We start from the raw sequence: 16612 nt of genomic DNA on the forward strand, positions 1-16612 counted from the left end.
GTTTTGTTATGTTCAGGAATTTGATTTTCGATTGGTCGGGTACGTTGTGCGATGATTTGGGGTTGACGCTGGATGCGTCCAATCATGTATTCGAGCAGTATGGGCGCAAGCCTCTTTCTCTGGATGAGTTTCGTGCGGAGTTCCAGCTTCCGTATCCGGATTATTATGCGAGGGTGCTGCCTGAGGTGCCGATCGATGAGGTGGAGGATCATTTCAGGTACGGGTTCAAGGTGTCGTGTACACCGGTGTGTATTCTGCCGCATGCGCGGGAGTTTATGCTGTTTTGCCGGAGGAGGGGGATTCGCTGTTTCGTGTTGACGAGCGTGGATGCGAAGGCGTTCGATGAGCAGTGCCGGGAGCTGGGGATGTTCGATTTTTTCGAGGCGATTCATGCCGGGGTGCGGGATAAGGAGGCTTATATCGGTTCGCTGATGGCGCAGCACGGCCTGCGGGCTGAGGAGACGGCGTTTATCGGCGATATGCAGCATGATATGGCGGCGGCTCATTGCGCCGGCGTGATGGCCGTGGGTGTGTTGACGGGGTATAACGATGCGGCGCAGCTTGTGCAGGCAAAGCCGGATTTGCTGGTGCCCGATTTGCGCGTTTTACGGCTTCTTGTCGATAAGGTTCCGTCTGTCCCCCGCGAGGAAGATGTGATTCGGCTGAACGGGCTGGAGCTGGTTTGTTCGATCGGCGTGCCGGATGAGGAGCGGGCCGAGCCACAGCGGTTGACGGCGGATGTGGAGCTTGTGCCGCCGATGTTTTTTGCCGAGGCCGGGGACGATCTGGCGCGGACGGTGGATTACGATGCGCTTTCGAAGAGGCTGATGGCGGTGGCGGCGGCGAGGCCGCGGCGGCTGGTGGAGACGCTGGTGCATGATCTGGCGTGCTGCTGTGTGGAGGAGTTCGGCGCGCGGCGCGCGGCGGTGGAGGTGCATAAGTTTATTCTGCCGGAGATGAGGTCTACATCGGTGCGGACGTGCGTGTGCGGCGGTGCATGCTGATGGCGCGGGGGAGCTCTTGAGGGTTTCGTTGTTTCGTGATAGGGTAACGGGGAGATGATTCGTTTTTCTGTTCTGGCCAGCAGCAGTGCGGGGAATGCTTCGGTGATCAGCGCCGGAGGGGTGCATGTGCTTGTGGATGCGGGGATCAGTGCGTTGCAGTTGAAGCGGCGGCTGGCGGAGGTGGGGCTTGAGCTTGAGGATTTGTCCGCCGTGCTGGTGACTCACGAGCATGCCGACCATACTCAGGGGCTGCACCAGCTTTCAAAACGGGTGCCGGTGCGGGTGTTCTGTACGCGGCATACGGGGATGGAGATCCGGGAGAAGGCGCCGCATGCGGCCTGTTCGTTTTTCGAGGCGGGGCATTCGTTCGAGTTGGGGGATTTGCGGGTGACTCCGTTCGGGGTGGCGCACGATGCGGTGGATCCGGTGGGATTCCGGTTCGATTGCGGGGAGGTGAGTCTGGGGTATTTGACGGATACGGGGCATGTGCAGAAGCATGTGCCGGAGTTTCTGGCGGGGGTGGAGGCTTTGTATCTGGAGTCGAATTACGAGCCGGATATTCTGGCGGCCTGTACGCGGCGGCCATGGCCGCTGAAGCAGCGTATCGCTTCGCAGCACGGGCATTTGTCGAACGGGCAGGCGTGCGAGTTCGTGGAGGCGATCGCGCATCAGGGGTTGCGCCATTTGGTGCTGGCCCATTTGAGCCGGGAGTGCAATGAGCCGGGCGTGGCGCGGGCTTTGATGATGCAGTCGCTGACAAAACTCGGTTTGTCGACGAATTTGTATTGCGCTTCGCCGGTGGATGTTCTACCTTGGATTACGGTTGAGCCATGATGATCGAAGGGAGCGCACGCTATGGAGTTCATGACGATTTGTGAGAATCTGGGGGTTCTTGTAGGAGCCTTGGCAGGGTCGATTGCTTCTTCCCGCGTACGTATGGATTTGTTCGGGGTGGTGACGTGCGGTTCGATTTGCGCCCTGGGGGGCGGTACGGTGCGCGATGTGCTGCTGGGGCACGATATGTACGGCAATACGATTCCGGTTTATTGGACGGTGCCGAGCGGGCTGCCGTATTTGTATGTGGCGTTGATTACGTCGTTTGTGGTGTTTTTCGTGGTGCGGAAGTGGCGGCCTCCGATGGGGACGATCCGCGTGATGGATGCCCTGACGGTGGCTTTGTTTACGATGATCGGTACGCAGAAGTCGTTCGATGCGGGGTTCCCTTCCGTGATTTGCGTGCTGATGGGGTTGTGTACGGGGGTGGCCGGAGGTATTTTGCGCGATCTGGCTACGGGGAATGTGCCGTATGTGTTCCGCCCCGGCGAGTTGTATGCGACGGCGGCGTTGGTCGGGTCGATCGGTTTTCTGTTTTGCAAGTACTGGGAGGTGCCGTCTACGTACGCGTTCGTGATCGGCTTTTTCCTGGTGTCGATCGTGCGGTTCGGCGCGATTGCATGGCGGTGGAGCCTGCCTTCGTACCAGTCTCTGTTCGATTCGTCTGAGAAGAGCGACGAGTGACGCAGCTTCCGTGCGTGGCGCGGTTCAGGCCGCTTTGTTGCGGCGGATGCGTTGCCATTTGGCCGCGATGCGGATGTAGGCGTTCAGAAGGATGCGGAATGTTTTCGGCGCGCCGGGGATGGGGTAGACGGCCCGCAGGCATTGCATCAAGGCGGCGGCGGTGCGTTTGGCCCGTTCGGGGTCGTTGCTGGCGGCCTGTGCGGCGTGTTTGATGTAGCCGGGCGTGTAGGGCGGTTCCTGGGTCCACGGGGTTTCTTTCCGGTAGCGGAAGAAGGTGGCTTCGAGCTGCGTGGGAGGCGGGGAGGTGCTGTCCGGCTTGCTGCCGCCCGCAAAGTGGACGAGAGCCGGGCAGCGGGTGGCTTCGAGGATTTCGGCTGCGCCGTAGGGGATGTGTTTGAGGCGGGTATGGAAGGTGCCTGCGAGGCTTTCCTTTTCAAAGCAGGGCATGATGCACCATTGGTAGGGGATGGTTTTGATTTCGCCTTCGAGGACGATGTTCATAATGTCCTGATCGGGGAAGCGGTAGAGGTGGCTGTGCGTTTCGGCGTAGCGGATGAGGCGTTCCGCCGCCTGCGTGGCGCGCATGCGGTCGAGGTTCATCAGGAGCTGGCCGGAGAGGTAGTAGGGGTGGTCGATGGGGAAGCCGAGGTCTTCGACGATGCGGCTGTGCCGTACGGAGTCTCCGAGGCTGGCAAGGTAGACGTCCTGCACGGCTCCAAGGCAATAATCGTCGAGGTCGGTTTGGAAGAGTTCGCCGCAGTCCTGGAGGAACATGACGTCGGAGTCGACGTAGAGGGCGCGGTGGACGGTTTCCGGCAGGAGGTCGGGGATGAGGAAGCGGTAGTACATGGCGGCGGTGAAGTCGCCGCTGCCGCTGCCGCAGGAGCGGAATTGCTGCCGGAGGTCGTGGTAGCTGATGGTGAAGTCGTGGCTGCTTTTCCATGTGTCGATGACGTCCTTGACGTCGTCGCGGACTCCGCCGTCGAGGACGTGGATGTCGTAGCGGCGGCCCGGCGCAGCATGTTTGAGCAGGGAATGTACGGCGAGGCCGAGCGGCACGGAGAAGTTGCGGTCGGCAGAGAAGACGATGCTCAGGGGGGCTTCGGAAGCGGTCATGGAGTTCAAGAGAGGTGCGCGCCCGTAAGGCGCTTGCTGCCCTGTTGATAGCAGATTTTCCGACTGAGATCAAGCGGCATGTCGTGTTTTGTCGGCAGGGTGAGGATGCGGTCGGATTATTTGTCTTGAGCCGCCTGTTTTTTTGTGATAGGTCTTGCGGGTCTTCTTTCTCTCTGTATGATTTCCCCCTTGCGTTCATCCGGCGTTCTTCTGGTTCATTTTTCATCCCTGCACAATTACGGTACGGGGATGATGGGGATCAATCTGTTGCATCATTTGCGCCTTCGCAGGCCGGGGCTGGATGTGTTCGCCTCGGATTTCGACGGGGAGGAGGATGTCGCGGCCCTTCGCAGCGAGCTTGGTGCGGAGGATGGGTGTATTGTATTCAAGCGGAAGGATTATCTGGCTTTGGAGAGGAGGCTGCAGGTGAGTACGAAGCTGAGGAAGCTGTCGTTCGTTCCCGGTTTGCGGCGGTTTCTGGATGCTCTGCCCGCCCGGCTGGCGTCGCGCTACCGCGATGTGGTGTTTCTGGGTGGCGACGGCCTTTGGGAAGGGTATTACAAGGATGGCGAGGTGCCGCTGCTGAAGTTTTTTCAGGAGGTGGAGAAGCATTCCCGCCTGTATCTGGTCGGGCAGACGATGGCTCCGTTTTCCAATCCGCGGAATGTGGAGAGGATGAGGTCGTTGCAGAATACGGTGATTTATGCGCGGGATGAGGCCGGATGGCGTTATTTGACGGAGGAGATCGGGATGTCTCCGGAGAGGGCGAAGCGGTCGTCCGATCTGGCTTTGCTGCCTTTGCCGCGGCAGGGCGAACCGGGGCTGTGGAAGGAGGTTTCCGGCAGGTACGGGCTGGCTCCCGGGGAGTATGTGACTCTGGTGATGTCCGGCATGGCTTCTTATTATACGAAGAATGTGGAGGATTTCGAGCAGGCATGGGTGGTCTTGATCCGGCGCCTGCTGGCGGAGCGGAGGCTGGAAGGAAAGAAGCTGTGCATTCTGGTGCATGTGTTTTCGGTGTTCGGAGGCAAGCCGGAGAGGGAGGTGGCGCGGACGGTGTTCGGTATGTTGTCCGATGCGGAGCGCGAGCGCGTGGTGCTGATCGATGAGGAGGTTAAGCCGACTCGAGCGCGGCTGGTGCTGGGGAACAGTTTGTTCGTGATTACGTCGCGTATGCATGCATCCGTGTCTTCGTACCAGATGGGGGTTCCTGCTGTGGTGCTGGCATACGGGCCGAAGTATAAGGGGCTCGTCGGCGAGGGGCTGGGGTGCGGCGATTTGCTGGTGGTGGCCGATGATTCAGGGAAGTGGACATCCGGGAGTATTGTTGACGAGGTTATGGAAAAGGCCGATTACGTGCTGGAGCGCAGGGAAGCCTTGTGCGCCCGCATTCGCGAAGCCGCTGCCGCGGAGGCCGGGCATGTGGAGCAGGCGATGGATGATCTGGCCCAACGTCTTGCCTGATGATGAAGGAGAGGAATTCCGATATGCTGCCGAAATTGTCGTATGTGCTGCTTGCCTATAACCGGGAGCAGCACATACGCGCCGCTCTGGAGAGTGCGTTCGCGCAGGATTACGAGGGGGAGCTGGAGTATATTATCAGTGACGATTGTTCGACGGACGGGACGTTCGACGTTATTCGGGAGATGGTTGCGGCGTACAAGGGCGGCCGCCGCGTAGTGGTGACGCAGACGCCTCACAATATGCATCTGGCCGGGAATACGAGCCATGCCGTGCAGTTCGTGACGTCCGACTGGGTTGTGCGTGCTGATGACGACGATGTGTCGCTGCCGAACCGCTGTACACTGCTGGCGCGCGCCATTATGGATAATCCGGGTGCAGCGTGTTTTCTGGCTCCACTGGTGAATGTGGGGGATGCGGGCTGTACGATGGAGTATGCGCGGCGGCTGGTTTCGGATGCCGCGTGGAGGTACGAGGTGCATTCGATTGACGAGTATGTCGATGCGTCGAAGCATTCGGTGCTTCCTTTCATTGCGGTGAAGACGTATGCCGCCAAGATTTTCCGGGAGTGGGGGGGGCTGCCTCTTGATGCGGCGTATATGGATGATGAGACGATGGCGATGCGCTGCCTGCTGGTGGGCGATACCGTGGCTCTGCATGGGCCGCCCGCGATTCTGTACCGCAGGACGGGTGAGGAGATGAGCGGCGCATCAGATGGGGATGCGAGTGTGGCCCGGATTGAGAGCAAGGAGCGGAAGCTGGTCGTTTTCCACGAGAGGACGAGCCGGGGTTATGAGGCCGTGCATAGGGATTTGTTGCGTATTCGCGAGTCGATTGCCTCGCAGGGCGGAGATGCGGAGCTGTTGCGGCGCGCCGGGCTGATGGTGGAGGTGAGCGGGCGCGGGCTGGAGCATGCCCGGCTGCAGCGCGACTGGTGGCAGTTGTCCACATGGAGGAGGCTGCGCCATACGTTTCGCTCGGCGCGGTGGAGGTCTCCTTCCTGGTGGGTGTTTTCCGTGGGCCGTTGTTTGCCTCTTCCGTTGTACGTGCGCTGGTATAGTGCGGTGAAGCGCCTGCAGCGGAGGCGGTGATGCGTCTGCGGCGTGTTCGATCTTGCTTTTGCCGGGCGGGTTGTCTATACTTGCCGGGCAATGAGCGTTATTCCGAATGTGCTGGCCGAGCGTTACGCGTCGGCGGCGATGAAGTCGATCTGGTCGGCCGAGGGCCGTATTGTTCTTGAACGCGAGTTCTGGATTGCCGTGATGAAGGCGCAGAAGGAGCTGGGGCTGGATATTCCCGCCGAGGCGATCGAGGCCTACGAGAAGGTGAAGGATCAGGTGGATGTGGATGCCATCAATGCCCGCGAGCGCATTACGCGCCACGATGTGAAGGCCCGTATCGAGGAGTTCTGCGATCTGGCCGGGTGCGAGCATATCCACAAGGGGATGACCTCGCGCGATTTGACGGAGAATGTGGAGCAGCTTCAGGTGTGGCGTGCGATGCAGGTGATCCGCGATAAGGCGGTGGCGGTGCTGGTGCGCCTGTCGAACCTGTCGGAGCAGTGGAAGGATGTGACGCTGGCTGCGCGTACGCACAATGTGGCGGCGCAGACTTCGACGATGGGCAAGCGCGTGGCGATGTTCGGCGAGGAGATCGTGCATGGTTTCGGCGCATGGGTGTCGCAGATGGATCGCTATGCCGTTCGCGGGCTGAAGGGCGCGGTGGGTACGCAGCTGGATCAGCTTTCGCTGTTCGGCAAGAATGCGGAGACGGTGGCGGCTCTCGAAGAGAAGGTTTGTTCCCATCTCGGGATTCCCGCGAAGTGGACGAATGTGGGGCAGGTGTATCCGCGTTCTCTCGATTTCGCCGTGGTGTCCGGCCTTGTGGAGCTGACGGCTGGTTGTGCTTCGTTTACGAAGACGCTGCGCCTGATGGCCGGCCACGAGCTGGCGACGGAAGGTTTCGCCAAGGGGCAGACGGGTTCCAGCGCGATGCCGCATAAGATGAATGCCCGCTCCTGCGAGCGAGTGAACGGTTTCCATATTATTCTGAAGGGCTATTTGGCGATGATCGCCGGGATTACGGGCGATCAGTGGAACGAGGGCGATGTGTCCTGCTCCGTGGTGCGCCGCTGCGTGCTGCCGGATTCGTTTTTTGCCGCCGATGGGTTGCTGGAGACGTTTCTGACGATTCTCGATCAGATGGGCGTGTATGCCGCTGTGGTGGATGCCGAGCTGCGCCGCTATCTGCCGTTCCTGCTGACGACGACGATTCTGATGGCCGCCGTGAAGCGCGGTATCGGCCGCGAGACGGCTCACGAGGTGATCAAGGAGCATGCTGTGGCGGTGTCGAACGATTTGCGCGCCGGGACGATTTCGCAGAACGATTTGCTCGATCGCCTCGCCGGGGATGATCGCCTGGGTATCGGCCGCAGCGAGTTGCAGTCGATTTTTGATGAGAATGCGAATGATACGGGTATGGCCTCCGAGCAGGTGGCTGTGTTCCGCGGGATGGTGTCGGAGATTGTGGGCCGTTTCCCCGCCGGGGCGGGTTACGTTCCCGGTGCCATTCTGTAATATCTGTAGATTGCATTGCCATGTCGGATTTTTCGCCAGCCGGTTGTCCTGAAGGGGAACGTTTCGTTTACGAGAGCGCGGCGTTCCGCATGACCCGTTCGCGGGTGGAGCAGGACGGCGCGGTGGCGGAGGTGGTGCATCCGGGCCTGATTCGTTCGACATGGCGGCAGCATCGAGATTCTTCGCACGGGGAGGTGCATGAGCATGCCCTGCGCGAAGTGCCTTCGCACGTTCCCCGCTACAAGGGCTGCTTCCCGATTCTGGAAGCGGCCTATAATATGGCGATGAACGAGGTGGAGGACAATCTCAGCCCGGAAGGCCTGTTTTTTTCCGGCGCCAATTGGCACCATGCCTGGACGCGCGATACGGCTTTTGCCGTGCATCTCGCTCTGGCTCTGGTCGATCCGGAGCATAGCATGCAAAGCCTGCGTTCGCGCGTGGCGGATGGAGAAGTGGTGCAGGATACGGGTACGGGCGGTTCGTGGCCGGTTTCGACGGATCGCGTTTCGTGGGCTTTGGCGGCCTGGGAGGTGTTTCTGGCGACGGGCGACCGCGAGTGGCTGGCCTGGTCGGCGGATGTGCTGCGCCGGACGCTGGTGCATGACGAGGAGGTTGTGATCGACCAGAGCGGGCTGATCCGCGGCGAGAGTTCGTTCCTCGACTGGCGGGAGCAGAGTTACCCGGACTGGATGTCGCCCGTGGATATTGCCGAGTCGTTTTCCCTGAGTACGATGGCCCTGCATAGCCAGGCGCGCCGGATTCTTTCGTGGATGTGCCGCGAGCTGGGGCAGGCGGAGGAGGCCGAGGCGTGGGATGAGGAGGCGGACAAGCTGGCGGATCTGTTGAACGATATTTTCTGGATGCCTGCCCGCGGCCAATACGGGCAGTATCTGTACGGCAGGGGCTATCCCGTGCTTTCTCCCCGGAGCGATGCGCTGGGCGAGGCGTTCTGCGTGCTGTTCGGCATTGCGGGCGGGGCGCATGCGGAGCGCGTAGTGTGCCGCATGCCTCACGGCTGTTTCGGGGTGCCGACGTTCGATCCTTTCAAGAGCTCTGTGGGCGATTGCTACCACAATCATGCGGTGTGGCCGTTCGTGGAGGGGTATGCGCTCCGTGCCGCCGCCGAGGTGGGGCATATGGGAGCGGTAGCGCGGAATATGGCTTGCCTGCTGCGGGCCGTGCTTCTGTTCGGCACGAATAAGGAGAATTTCAGTGCGGAATCCGGCGACTGTTTCGATACGGTGCTGAATTCCGACCGCCAGCTCTGGAGCGTGGCGGCTACTCTGGGCATGTTCTACCGCGCTTTGTTCGGGCTGGTATGGGATGGCGATGTTCTGGTGTTCGCCCCCTGTGTGCCGAAGGAGTATTCCGGCGAGCACTGGCTGTACGGCCTGCGCCTGCGTTCGTTTACGCTGGATGTCCATATTCACGGGTACGGCACGGAGGTGTGCCGCTGCATGATCAACGGCAAGGATGCCCCACCGATCATCAGCGCCCGGGCGACGGGGCATTTCGTCGTGGAGCTGGAGGTGAATCCCGTGGACCGCGACGGCGAACCGGCTCTGGCTCCGGCTTCTCCTGCGGATTTGCAGGAGCCCGCATGGGTGGAGGATGAGGATGCTCTTGAATGGCATCCCGTGGAGCGCGCCGCCTATTACCGCATTTACCGCAACGGCATACCGATCACGCAGCAGACGGCTTTGCGCTATGTGCCCGTGGCGGAACCTCATTATGCCCAGTATCAGGTGCAGGCCGTGAGCTACGGTGGCCGCGAGTCGTTCCTGAATGCGCCCCGCGAGCATCTGCTGCCGAATTCGCGCTACTGCGTGCTGCCTCTTTCGATCGGCCGTTATGGGGAATATCCCGTCGAGGGAGGGCAGGCGTGGCTCGATACGCAGCCGCATACGCGCTGCCTGGTGTATCACGATCTTACTTTGGCCGAATCGGGCATTTACCGTGTGGAAGCATGGTTTTGCAATGCGACGGAGAGCCGCCGCGACGGCGATACCTGCGCCATACGTTCGCTGTTCGTGGATGACAAGTTCGAGGGGCATCTGGTGATGCCGCAGACGGGGGAGGCGGGCGACTGGGAGCATTATACGCATACGTCCGCGCTGGAAATGTCTCTGGAATCTGGCACGCACCGGTTCCAGATACGCTATACGGAGAGCGATCGCAATGTGAACGGGGGTACGAATCAGGCGATGGTGCGCCATTTGAGAGTGACCCGCATCGGCTGATGCCCGGCGGGTGATGGGAGGAGCGGCAGAGCCTGCGCCCGGAAACGGAAAAGAGAGCAGAACTCCGGCTCTACTCTCTTTTCAGGATCGAACTTTCCGGGTTCGATCATTTTAAATCGGCGGTTAGCACGTTGGATGGATGTGATGCCTCGGCCTGAGCAGGCGGCCCATCCGGTCAAGGTCTTCCTTCTATGGCCCAGAAGTACCTTCCCTGGAGCTTTTGGACAATGTCGCCCGCTCTACTTATAAAGCAAGCCGGAATGCCGTTTTTGTCTAAATCGGTGTATTTTTTTTGAATATTTTCCCGTTTTTTCTTCCAAATGGGCTTTATGGCCTCGATTTTCGGAGTTTTGCAGGGTTGCCTATAAGGAAAGGCGGCCGATGTAGGGCAGGTTGCGGAACTGGCCCGCGTAGTCCATGCCGTAGCCGACGAGAAAGTCGTTGCCCGCGGTGAAGGCGTGAAAATCGGCTTCGCAGTTGACGAGGCGCTGGCCCTGCTTGTAGACGGCGACGACGGTGTAGACGGCCGCGGCTCCGTTTTCAAGCAGTTTGTTCTTGATGGTGTGCATGGTGAGGCCGGTGTCCAGCACATCGTCGATGATGAGGACTTTTTTACCGGCGAAGGCGGGCATGTTCTGTTCCCAGTGGACGGCTCCGCTGCTGCTGGTGCCCTCTCCGTAGCTGGTCACGCGGAAGCTTTCGAGCCTGTAGTTGCTCGGCAGGTAGCGGAGGAGGTCGGAGGCGAACCAGAGGCCGCCGTTGAGGAGTACGAAGGCGATGATGGTTTCGTCATTTCCCAGAGTGTTCAGTATCTTTTTTGCCAGCATCGGCACGCGGGTAGCGATGGATTCTTGCGAGATGTAGGGAATGATTTCCATGGATGTATTTTAGGATGTTTGCTTCGCTGCGTCAAGGCGGAAGCGCAGTTTCGAGGATTTCGCGGGCCGTTTGTATGAGGCAGGTTGATGTTGCCTTGCGGTTCGTTCTCTGTTATAAGGCTGCCATGTGGAAGTTGTGTGTTCTCGCGGCTGCTTTGTGCCTGGCATCCTGTGCGGACTGGGTGCTGGACAAGGATAGGACGCAGGCAGGCTATTTCGTGGCCCGGGAAGGGGCTTTGCCGGACGATGTGTTTCATGAGAAGAGCCTCCGGGAGCGCGTGGAGGGGATTCATGCGGATTTCGAGAAGGACAGGCGCTATTACGGCCTGCCTGCCGGAGTGAAGGTGTCTACGGATGAAATCCGCATCCAGACGAAGGAGGGCATGGGCGGCGAGACGATGGGTTCCCTGTATGCGGCCGGAGGGCTCCGCAGCGGCCTCGGCGGGATTGAGCCGTACAGTACGGATTTGACGCTGACGGTGGATCGTTCGAAGTTCCGCCGTCCGGGTGTGGGGCGTTCGGTGCTGGATTCGACGCTGGCTCACGAGCTGGCGCATGCGTGGTTCGCCAAGCGTTTCCCGCTGGTGTATGTGAGCGCGCAGTATGTGGATGTGGTGGAGGGGCAGGCGGTTTTTGCCCAGTACCGGTGGATGGCCCGGAATTATCCGCAGATTTCCGAAGCGAGGTTCGAGGAGCACCATCCTTCTTCCTACCGGGGGTATTACCATGCGTTCAAGCAAAAGTTCACGAAGGGCGGTGCGGTGGACTGGCAGCGTATCCAGTCGCTGGAAGATCAATTGAAATCCCGCCTTGTGCGCACAGGTTCTCTGAACGCCGCCGCCCATTGAGCCTGCGAGGAGGAGCGTCGCCCCACCGTCCCGAAATCCGTCTTGCCTTTTGCCGGACGGGCTGCTATACTGGCGCGGCTTTTTCCACCTAACGATTATGGCAAATCAACTCGATCAATTGAAGCAGTATACAACCGTAGTGGCCGACACCGGCGATTTCAAGCTGATGGAAGCTTATGCTCCTCAGGAGGCTACGACCAATCCTTCCCTGATTCTTCAGGCTTCCGAAAAACCTGAATATCGCCATTTGGTGGAACGCGCCGTCGCCGAGTTCAAGGGTTCCTCCCTGTCCGGCAAGGCTTTGACGGAAGCCGTGATGGATCGTGTGATCGTGGCGTTCGGTCTTGAGATTTTGAAGGTGGTGCCGGGCCGTGTTTCTACGGAAGTGGATGCCCGCCTGTCGTTCGACACGGAGAGCACGGTGGCCAAGGCCCGCGAAATCATCGCCCTGTATGAAGCGAAAGGTATTTCCCGCGACCGCATCCTGATCAAGATCGCTGCGACGTGGGAAGGTATCCGCGCCGCCGAGATTCTTGAGAAGGAAGGCATTCATTGCAATCTGACGCTGCTCTTCTCGCTGATTCAGGCCGTGGCCTGCGCCGAAGCGGGCGTGCGCCTGATTTCCCCGTTCGTCGGCCGTATTTACGACTGGTACAAGAAGAATACGGGCAAGGAATACGCGCCCGAGGAAGATCCGGGCGTGATCTCCGTCCGCACGATCTACAATTATTACAAGAAGTTCGGCTACGATGTGCAGATCATGGGCGCATCCTTCCGTTCTACGGGCCAGATTCTCGCCCTCGCCGGTTGCGACCTGCTGACGATTTCCCCCGATCTGCTCGATCTGCTCAGCAAGAGCGATGAGACGGTGGTGCGCCACCTCGACCCTGCCAAGGCCCGCGAAAGCTCGATCGAGCGCATTTGCGCCGATGAAAAGAGCTTCCGCTTCCTCTTCAATGAAGATGCGATGGCTACGGAAAAGACGGCGGAAGGCATTCGCCGCTTCTCGGCCGACATCCGCAAGCTCGAAGAGCTGATTGAATCCATGATGGCCTGATTTCAACCTATTCCTTTGACAATATGAAGATTCTCGTGACAGGCGGCGCCGGCTACATCGGCTCGCATACGGTGCGCCAGCTCGTGAAGACCGGCGCGGACGTGACCGTGCTCGATAGCATGGTGTACGGGCATCCGGCGGCGATCGTTGATCCCGAGGTGAAGCTGGTGAAGGGAGATTTGGGCGACCCGAGCGTCGTGTATCCCCTGCTGCTTCAAGGCAATTTCGATGCGGTGGTGCATTTCGCCGCTTTCATCAATGTGGGCGAATCGGTGACGGACCCGCTCAAGTACTACGAGAACAACATCGCCAAGCCGCTCGTGTTGCTGCGCGCGATGATCACGGCGGGCTGCAAGCGGTTCGTCTTCTCGTCCACCTGCGCGACCTACGGCGTGCCGACCCAGATCCCGATTCCCGAGACCGAGAAGCAGGATCCCATCAATCCCTACGGCGGTTCCAAGCTGATGCTGGAAAAGGTGTGCAAGGATTGCGACCGCGCCTACGGCCTGAAGAGCGTGTTCCTGCGCTATTTCAATGCCTCCGGTTGCAGCGAAGACGGCCTGATCGGTGAAGACCACGAGCCGGAAACGCACCTGATCCCGAATATTCTCCTCGCCGTCAAGGGCGAACGTCCCGTGATCGAGGTGTACGGTACGGATTACGATACTCCGGACGGTACCTGCATCCGCGACTACATCCATGTGGACGATCTGGCGGATGCCCATCTGCGCGCCGTCGATTATCTGGTCAAGGGTGGCGAAACGAACTGGTTCAATCTGGGTACGGGCCTTGGCCTTTCCGTGCGCGAGATTATCGACGCCGCCGAAAAGGTGACGGGCAAGAAGGTGCCGGTGACCTACGGCCCGCGCCGCGAAGGCGACCCGCCCCGCCTGATTGCGGATGCCCGCAAGGCGAAGGATGTGCTCGGCTGGGAAGCACGCTGCAAGGATGCCTTCCACATTGTGGATACGGCCTGGAAGTGGATGACCGGCCCGCACGGCGGCCACTTCTGAAGCGTCTGTGCGCCCTGTTTTTCCAAGAGCGGCTCCATGCGGGGCCGCTCTTTGCATTTGCCGGGGATATGATGACAGGGAGAGCGGGGTCGCGGACGGTTTATGATGTTGCATCGTATCGGAAAATAGGTGAGAATGATTCCAGAAACAAATAGATCCGATGCAGAAAATCACCATTTACCACAATCCGTCGTGCAGCAAATCCCGTGAAGCCCTCAAGAGAATCCGCGAGGCCGGAGAAGAACCGGAAATCGTCCTGTACAAGGAGAATCCTCCCAGCCGCGAAGAACTGGCGGAGCTGATCCGCCAGACGGGGCTGAGCGTGCGCGGCATCATGCGCGACGGCGAGGATGTGTACGGCGAGCTTCATCTGGACGATCCCAAGTGGACGGACGACGAGCTGATCGATATGATGGTTCAGCACCCCATTCTGATCAACCGCCCGATCGTGGTGACGGCGAAGGGCGCACGCCTGTGCCGCCCGATGGAGGCTCTGGACGAGATCATGCCGTGAGCCGGATAGGGAAGGATTCCCGCTTTTCCTCTGGCGGCGCGGAGCCTGCTTGACAAGGCAGGCCCGGCGGGGCATGATGCCTCCATGAAGACTTTTTTCCGTCTTGTTTGCCTGCTGGCATGCTCTGCGCCCGCTTTTGTTTCCGCCTCCGAATCGCCCGAGGCCGTTCGTCCGTCCGTACCGGCCGGGTTGGAAAAGGCTGTCCGGCTGTCCGACGGCAAGGTGGGTTTTTTCGTGCTTGATCTGGATTCCGGAGCTTCCGCCGGATGGGGGGATGAGGGCATGTATCCGATGATGAGCGTGTTCAAGTTCCCTCTGGCCTTGTCCGTGCTGAGCCGTGTGGATGAGGGGAAGCTGGATCTGGATGCGAAATACAGGGTGGCGGGTAAGGATCTGGATCCGAAGACGTGGAGCCCGATGCGCGAGAAGTTCCCGCAAGGCGGCATGTTTACGCTTCGGGAGCTGCTGCGTTATTCGGTGGCGGAGAGCGATAACAATGCCTGCGATTTTCTGTTCGGCCTGATCGGCGGCCCTGCAGCGGCGCAGGCGGATTTGAAGAAGTGGGGTGTGGAGGATATCAGTATTCGCGTGTTGGAAGGAGTGATGCAGGATGATTGGAATGCCATTTATTTGAATGCGGCCCGCCCGTCTGCGATGGCCGGGTTGTTGAAGCTGTTTGCGGACGGCAAAATTCTCCGCGAGGCGACGAACCGCGAGCTCTGGGAGATGATGGCCGGATGCAAGACCGGTACCGACCGCCTGGTGCAGGGTATGCCTGCCGGAGCGGTGCTGGCGCACAAGACGGGGTCTTCCGGCGTGCGGAAGGATGGCCTTGTGGGCGCATTCAACGATGTGGGAATAGCTGTGCTTCCGGATGGCCGCCGATTGGCGATTTGTGCGTTTGTGTCGGATAGCCGCAGGCCTGTGAAGGAGTGTGCGGCTGTGATTGCATCATTGGCCCGCTGGGCATGCTCCGAATGGAGAGCGCCGGAAAAGAAGGAGTGAGGAGGTGGTATGCGTGCATATTTTTGTGGATCCTTGAGCGCCGTGCGGGTTCAGGTCGGGGAGATTCTGTGCGTTCTCCGTGAGCCGGATACACCGAAGATTATGCAATACAATCTAATTTGTATGCGTAAATGGCATTAAAGTAATAATCAATGTATTATGTATGTCAAATTCGATTGCGAATAGTGTTGACTTTCGTGCAGGCATGCGGCATCTTTGCGCCGCCTTCCAGATAAGTTACTGGTGGTTTGATTCAATATGCGCAAAAACATTGTCTATTCCCTGCTTCTACTTCTGTCCAGTGCATCAACGGTATTTGGTGCAATAGCGAAAGATGAGCTTTATGATTATTGGGATTTTAACGTGGGAGCCAACGGAACGTGGAAAATTCCGACCTATACGTCGGGCGGCAACCCAACGGTGACGATCGGCTCAGCCTCTACCTCGAAATGGGATCCAAATTACGGATACGGGTATATTTCCACTCAATATGATTCAGGCAACGGTTCCATGTTCGCCAGTTTCAAGGAAGGAGGCGACATCACCGTGAAGTATGATGGAGCCAATCGGCCGACGTGGACGGATAAAGACGGCATCAGTATTTCCATGCTCCTTTGCAATGGCAATGTCGGTGCGTGGAATTCATCGGCACACGGTTTCTATTTCGAGACCGAATTTTCCAACTCGGAGACGGGGGCTGTGTCCAGATTCTATTATGCTTTCGTACCGGAGGCAGACCACAGGAATATGAAATTCCAGACGAATATGCCGGGAGACTGGTCCGGGGTCAACGTTGTCATGCCTTTGATGCCGCAGGACAAACTGGTTTCTTTTGTTTTGACTCTTTCCGAGGGTTCTCTTTTCATGTATCTGGACGGAGCATTGTTGCTGACTTGTGGTGCAGCTGTCGGAAATGCTTTCGATTTCAATGTGTTGAATTCATTTCAAATCGGAGGCCCGGCTCCAGCAGGAGAAGAATTCGATGGCTTGAGAGTGGGCCAGTCTGGCTGTTTTGTCATTGATGAACTGGCTATCTGGAAGAAGACGCTGAATACGGATGAAGTAACTTTCGTGCGTGACAATGAAATCGTGACGCTTCCGGCTCCTGAGCCATCCTCCGCTCTGTTGTCTTGCGTCGGCGTTGCCGCTTTTGCTCTGCGCCGCCGTCGCCGGGGGCAGGATGATGCCTCTCCGTTTCATGCCGGGCGTGCATGAGGAATAGCTGCAAGCTTCGGTGAAGCAGTGCAGTGTGCAGGCTATGTATGCACCTGCGCCGGGGTCGGCGATTGCCGGTTTGCCCGGCCGGGTTTGTTTCGGATGAGGCGTGCCGGACGGGAGGCGGCGGGAGCGCCATGCGTGCGATTGTCGCGGGATGGAGCTAT

Annotated in this window: 15 protein-coding genes; 13 read left to right on the top strand and 2 right to left on the bottom strand. The window is 59.2% G+C overall.

The window, feature by feature from the left end; genetic code table 11:
• Positions 1-8: 8 nt before the first annotated feature.
• The 3 genes from PYTT_RS08140 to PYTT_RS08150 are packed head-to-tail and all read left to right on the top strand — an operon-like array spanning position 9 to position 2522.
• Positions 9-1004, top strand: coding sequence for a dihydroneopterin aldolase (locus PYTT_RS08140; protein WP_067774288.1), 996 nt, complete (start codon positions 9-11; stop codon positions 1002-1004).
• A 54-nt stretch (positions 1005-1058) separates the two neighbouring features.
• A complete protein-coding gene (locus tag PYTT_RS08145; protein ID WP_067774285.1) occupies positions 1059-1838 on the top strand; it encodes an MBL fold metallo-hydrolase in 780 nt (259 codons plus the stop codon).
• A gap of 30 nt (positions 1839-1868) precedes the next feature.
• Positions 1869-2522: a trimeric intracellular cation channel family protein gene (locus PYTT_RS08150; RefSeq protein ID WP_172801791.1), complete on the top strand. Its 654-nt coding sequence runs from the start codon at positions 1869-1871 to the stop codon at positions 2520-2522.
• A gap of 24 nt (positions 2523-2546) precedes the next feature.
• Here the strand turns inward: PYTT_RS08150 and PYTT_RS08155 are convergent, their stop codons facing one another.
• The gene (locus PYTT_RS08155; RefSeq protein ID WP_067774279.1) at positions 2547-3638 is read right to left on the bottom strand and encodes a glycosyltransferase family 8 protein; all 1092 of its coding nucleotides are present in this window, start codon (positions 3636-3638) and stop codon (positions 2547-2549) included.
• A 177-nt stretch (positions 3639-3815) separates the two neighbouring features.
• Between PYTT_RS08155 and PYTT_RS08160 the strand changes: the two genes are divergently transcribed.
• From PYTT_RS08160 to PYTT_RS08175, 4 genes are read left to right on the top strand one after another with little or no spacing between them, the layout of a single operon-like run.
• The gene (locus PYTT_RS08160) at positions 3816-5102 is read left to right on the top strand and encodes a polysaccharide pyruvyl transferase family protein (protein WP_083076569.1); all 1287 of its coding nucleotides are present in this window, start codon (positions 3816-3818) and stop codon (positions 5100-5102) included.
• A 23-nt stretch (positions 5103-5125) separates the two neighbouring features.
• Positions 5126-6190, top strand: coding sequence for a glycosyltransferase family 2 protein (locus PYTT_RS08165; RefSeq protein WP_172801792.1), 1065 nt, complete (start codon positions 5126-5128; stop codon positions 6188-6190).
• Positions 6191-6250: 60 nt separating this feature from the next.
• The gene (purB, locus tag PYTT_RS08170; protein ID WP_067774270.1) at positions 6251-7675 is read left to right on the top strand and encodes an adenylosuccinate lyase; all 1425 of its coding nucleotides are present in this window, start codon (positions 6251-6253) and stop codon (positions 7673-7675) included.
• A 20-nt stretch (positions 7676-7695) separates the two neighbouring features.
• Positions 7696-9915: an MGH1-like glycoside hydrolase domain-containing protein gene (locus PYTT_RS08175; RefSeq protein ID WP_067774267.1), complete on the top strand. Its 2220-nt coding sequence runs from the start codon at positions 7696-7698 to the stop codon at positions 9913-9915.
• A 362-nt stretch (positions 9916-10277) separates the two neighbouring features.
• On the opposite strand, the gene PYTT_RS08180 is transcribed toward PYTT_RS08175, so the two are convergent.
• A complete protein-coding gene (locus PYTT_RS08180; RefSeq protein WP_067774264.1) occupies positions 10278-10793 on the bottom strand; it encodes a phosphoribosyltransferase in 516 nt (171 codons plus the stop codon).
• Positions 10794-10918: 125 nt separating this feature from the next.
• Here PYTT_RS08180 and PYTT_RS08185 point away from each other — a divergent pair, with 125 nt between their 5' ends.
• The 6 genes from PYTT_RS08185 (at position 10919) to PYTT_RS08210 (ending at position 16445) form a co-directional block, all read left to right on the top strand.
• On the top strand, positions 10919-11641 hold the full coding sequence (locus tag PYTT_RS08185) for a hypothetical protein (protein WP_067774260.1): 723 nt from the start codon (positions 10919-10921) through the stop codon (positions 11639-11641).
• 97 nt (positions 11642-11738) lie between these two features.
• The gene (gene tal, locus PYTT_RS08190) at positions 11739-12698 is read left to right on the top strand and encodes a transaldolase (protein WP_067774257.1); all 960 of its coding nucleotides are present in this window, start codon (positions 11739-11741) and stop codon (positions 12696-12698) included.
• 23 nt (positions 12699-12721) lie between these two features.
• On the top strand, positions 12722-13711 hold the full coding sequence (gene galE / locus PYTT_RS08195) for a UDP-glucose 4-epimerase GalE (RefSeq protein ID WP_067774254.1): 990 nt from the start codon (positions 12722-12724) through the stop codon (positions 13709-13711).
• Between the two features lie 160 nt (positions 13712-13871).
• Positions 13872-14225: an arsenate reductase (glutaredoxin) gene (gene arsC / locus PYTT_RS08200; RefSeq protein ID WP_067774251.1), complete on the top strand. Its 354-nt coding sequence runs from the start codon at positions 13872-13874 to the stop codon at positions 14223-14225.
• A gap of 84 nt (positions 14226-14309) precedes the next feature.
• Positions 14310-15230: a class A beta-lactamase gene (gene bla / locus PYTT_RS08205; protein WP_067774247.1), complete on the top strand. Its 921-nt coding sequence runs from the start codon at positions 14310-14312 to the stop codon at positions 15228-15230.
• A gap of 258 nt (positions 15231-15488) precedes the next feature.
• The gene (locus PYTT_RS08210; protein WP_067774244.1) at positions 15489-16445 is read left to right on the top strand and encodes a LamG-like jellyroll fold domain-containing protein; all 957 of its coding nucleotides are present in this window, start codon (positions 15489-15491) and stop codon (positions 16443-16445) included.
• Positions 16446-16612 lie beyond the last annotated feature (167 nt).

The sequence above is a fragment of the Neoakkermansia glycaniphila genome (assembly GCF_900097105.1).
GTDB lineage: Bacteria > Verrucomicrobiota > Verrucomicrobiia > Verrucomicrobiales > Akkermansiaceae > Akkermansia > Akkermansia glycaniphila.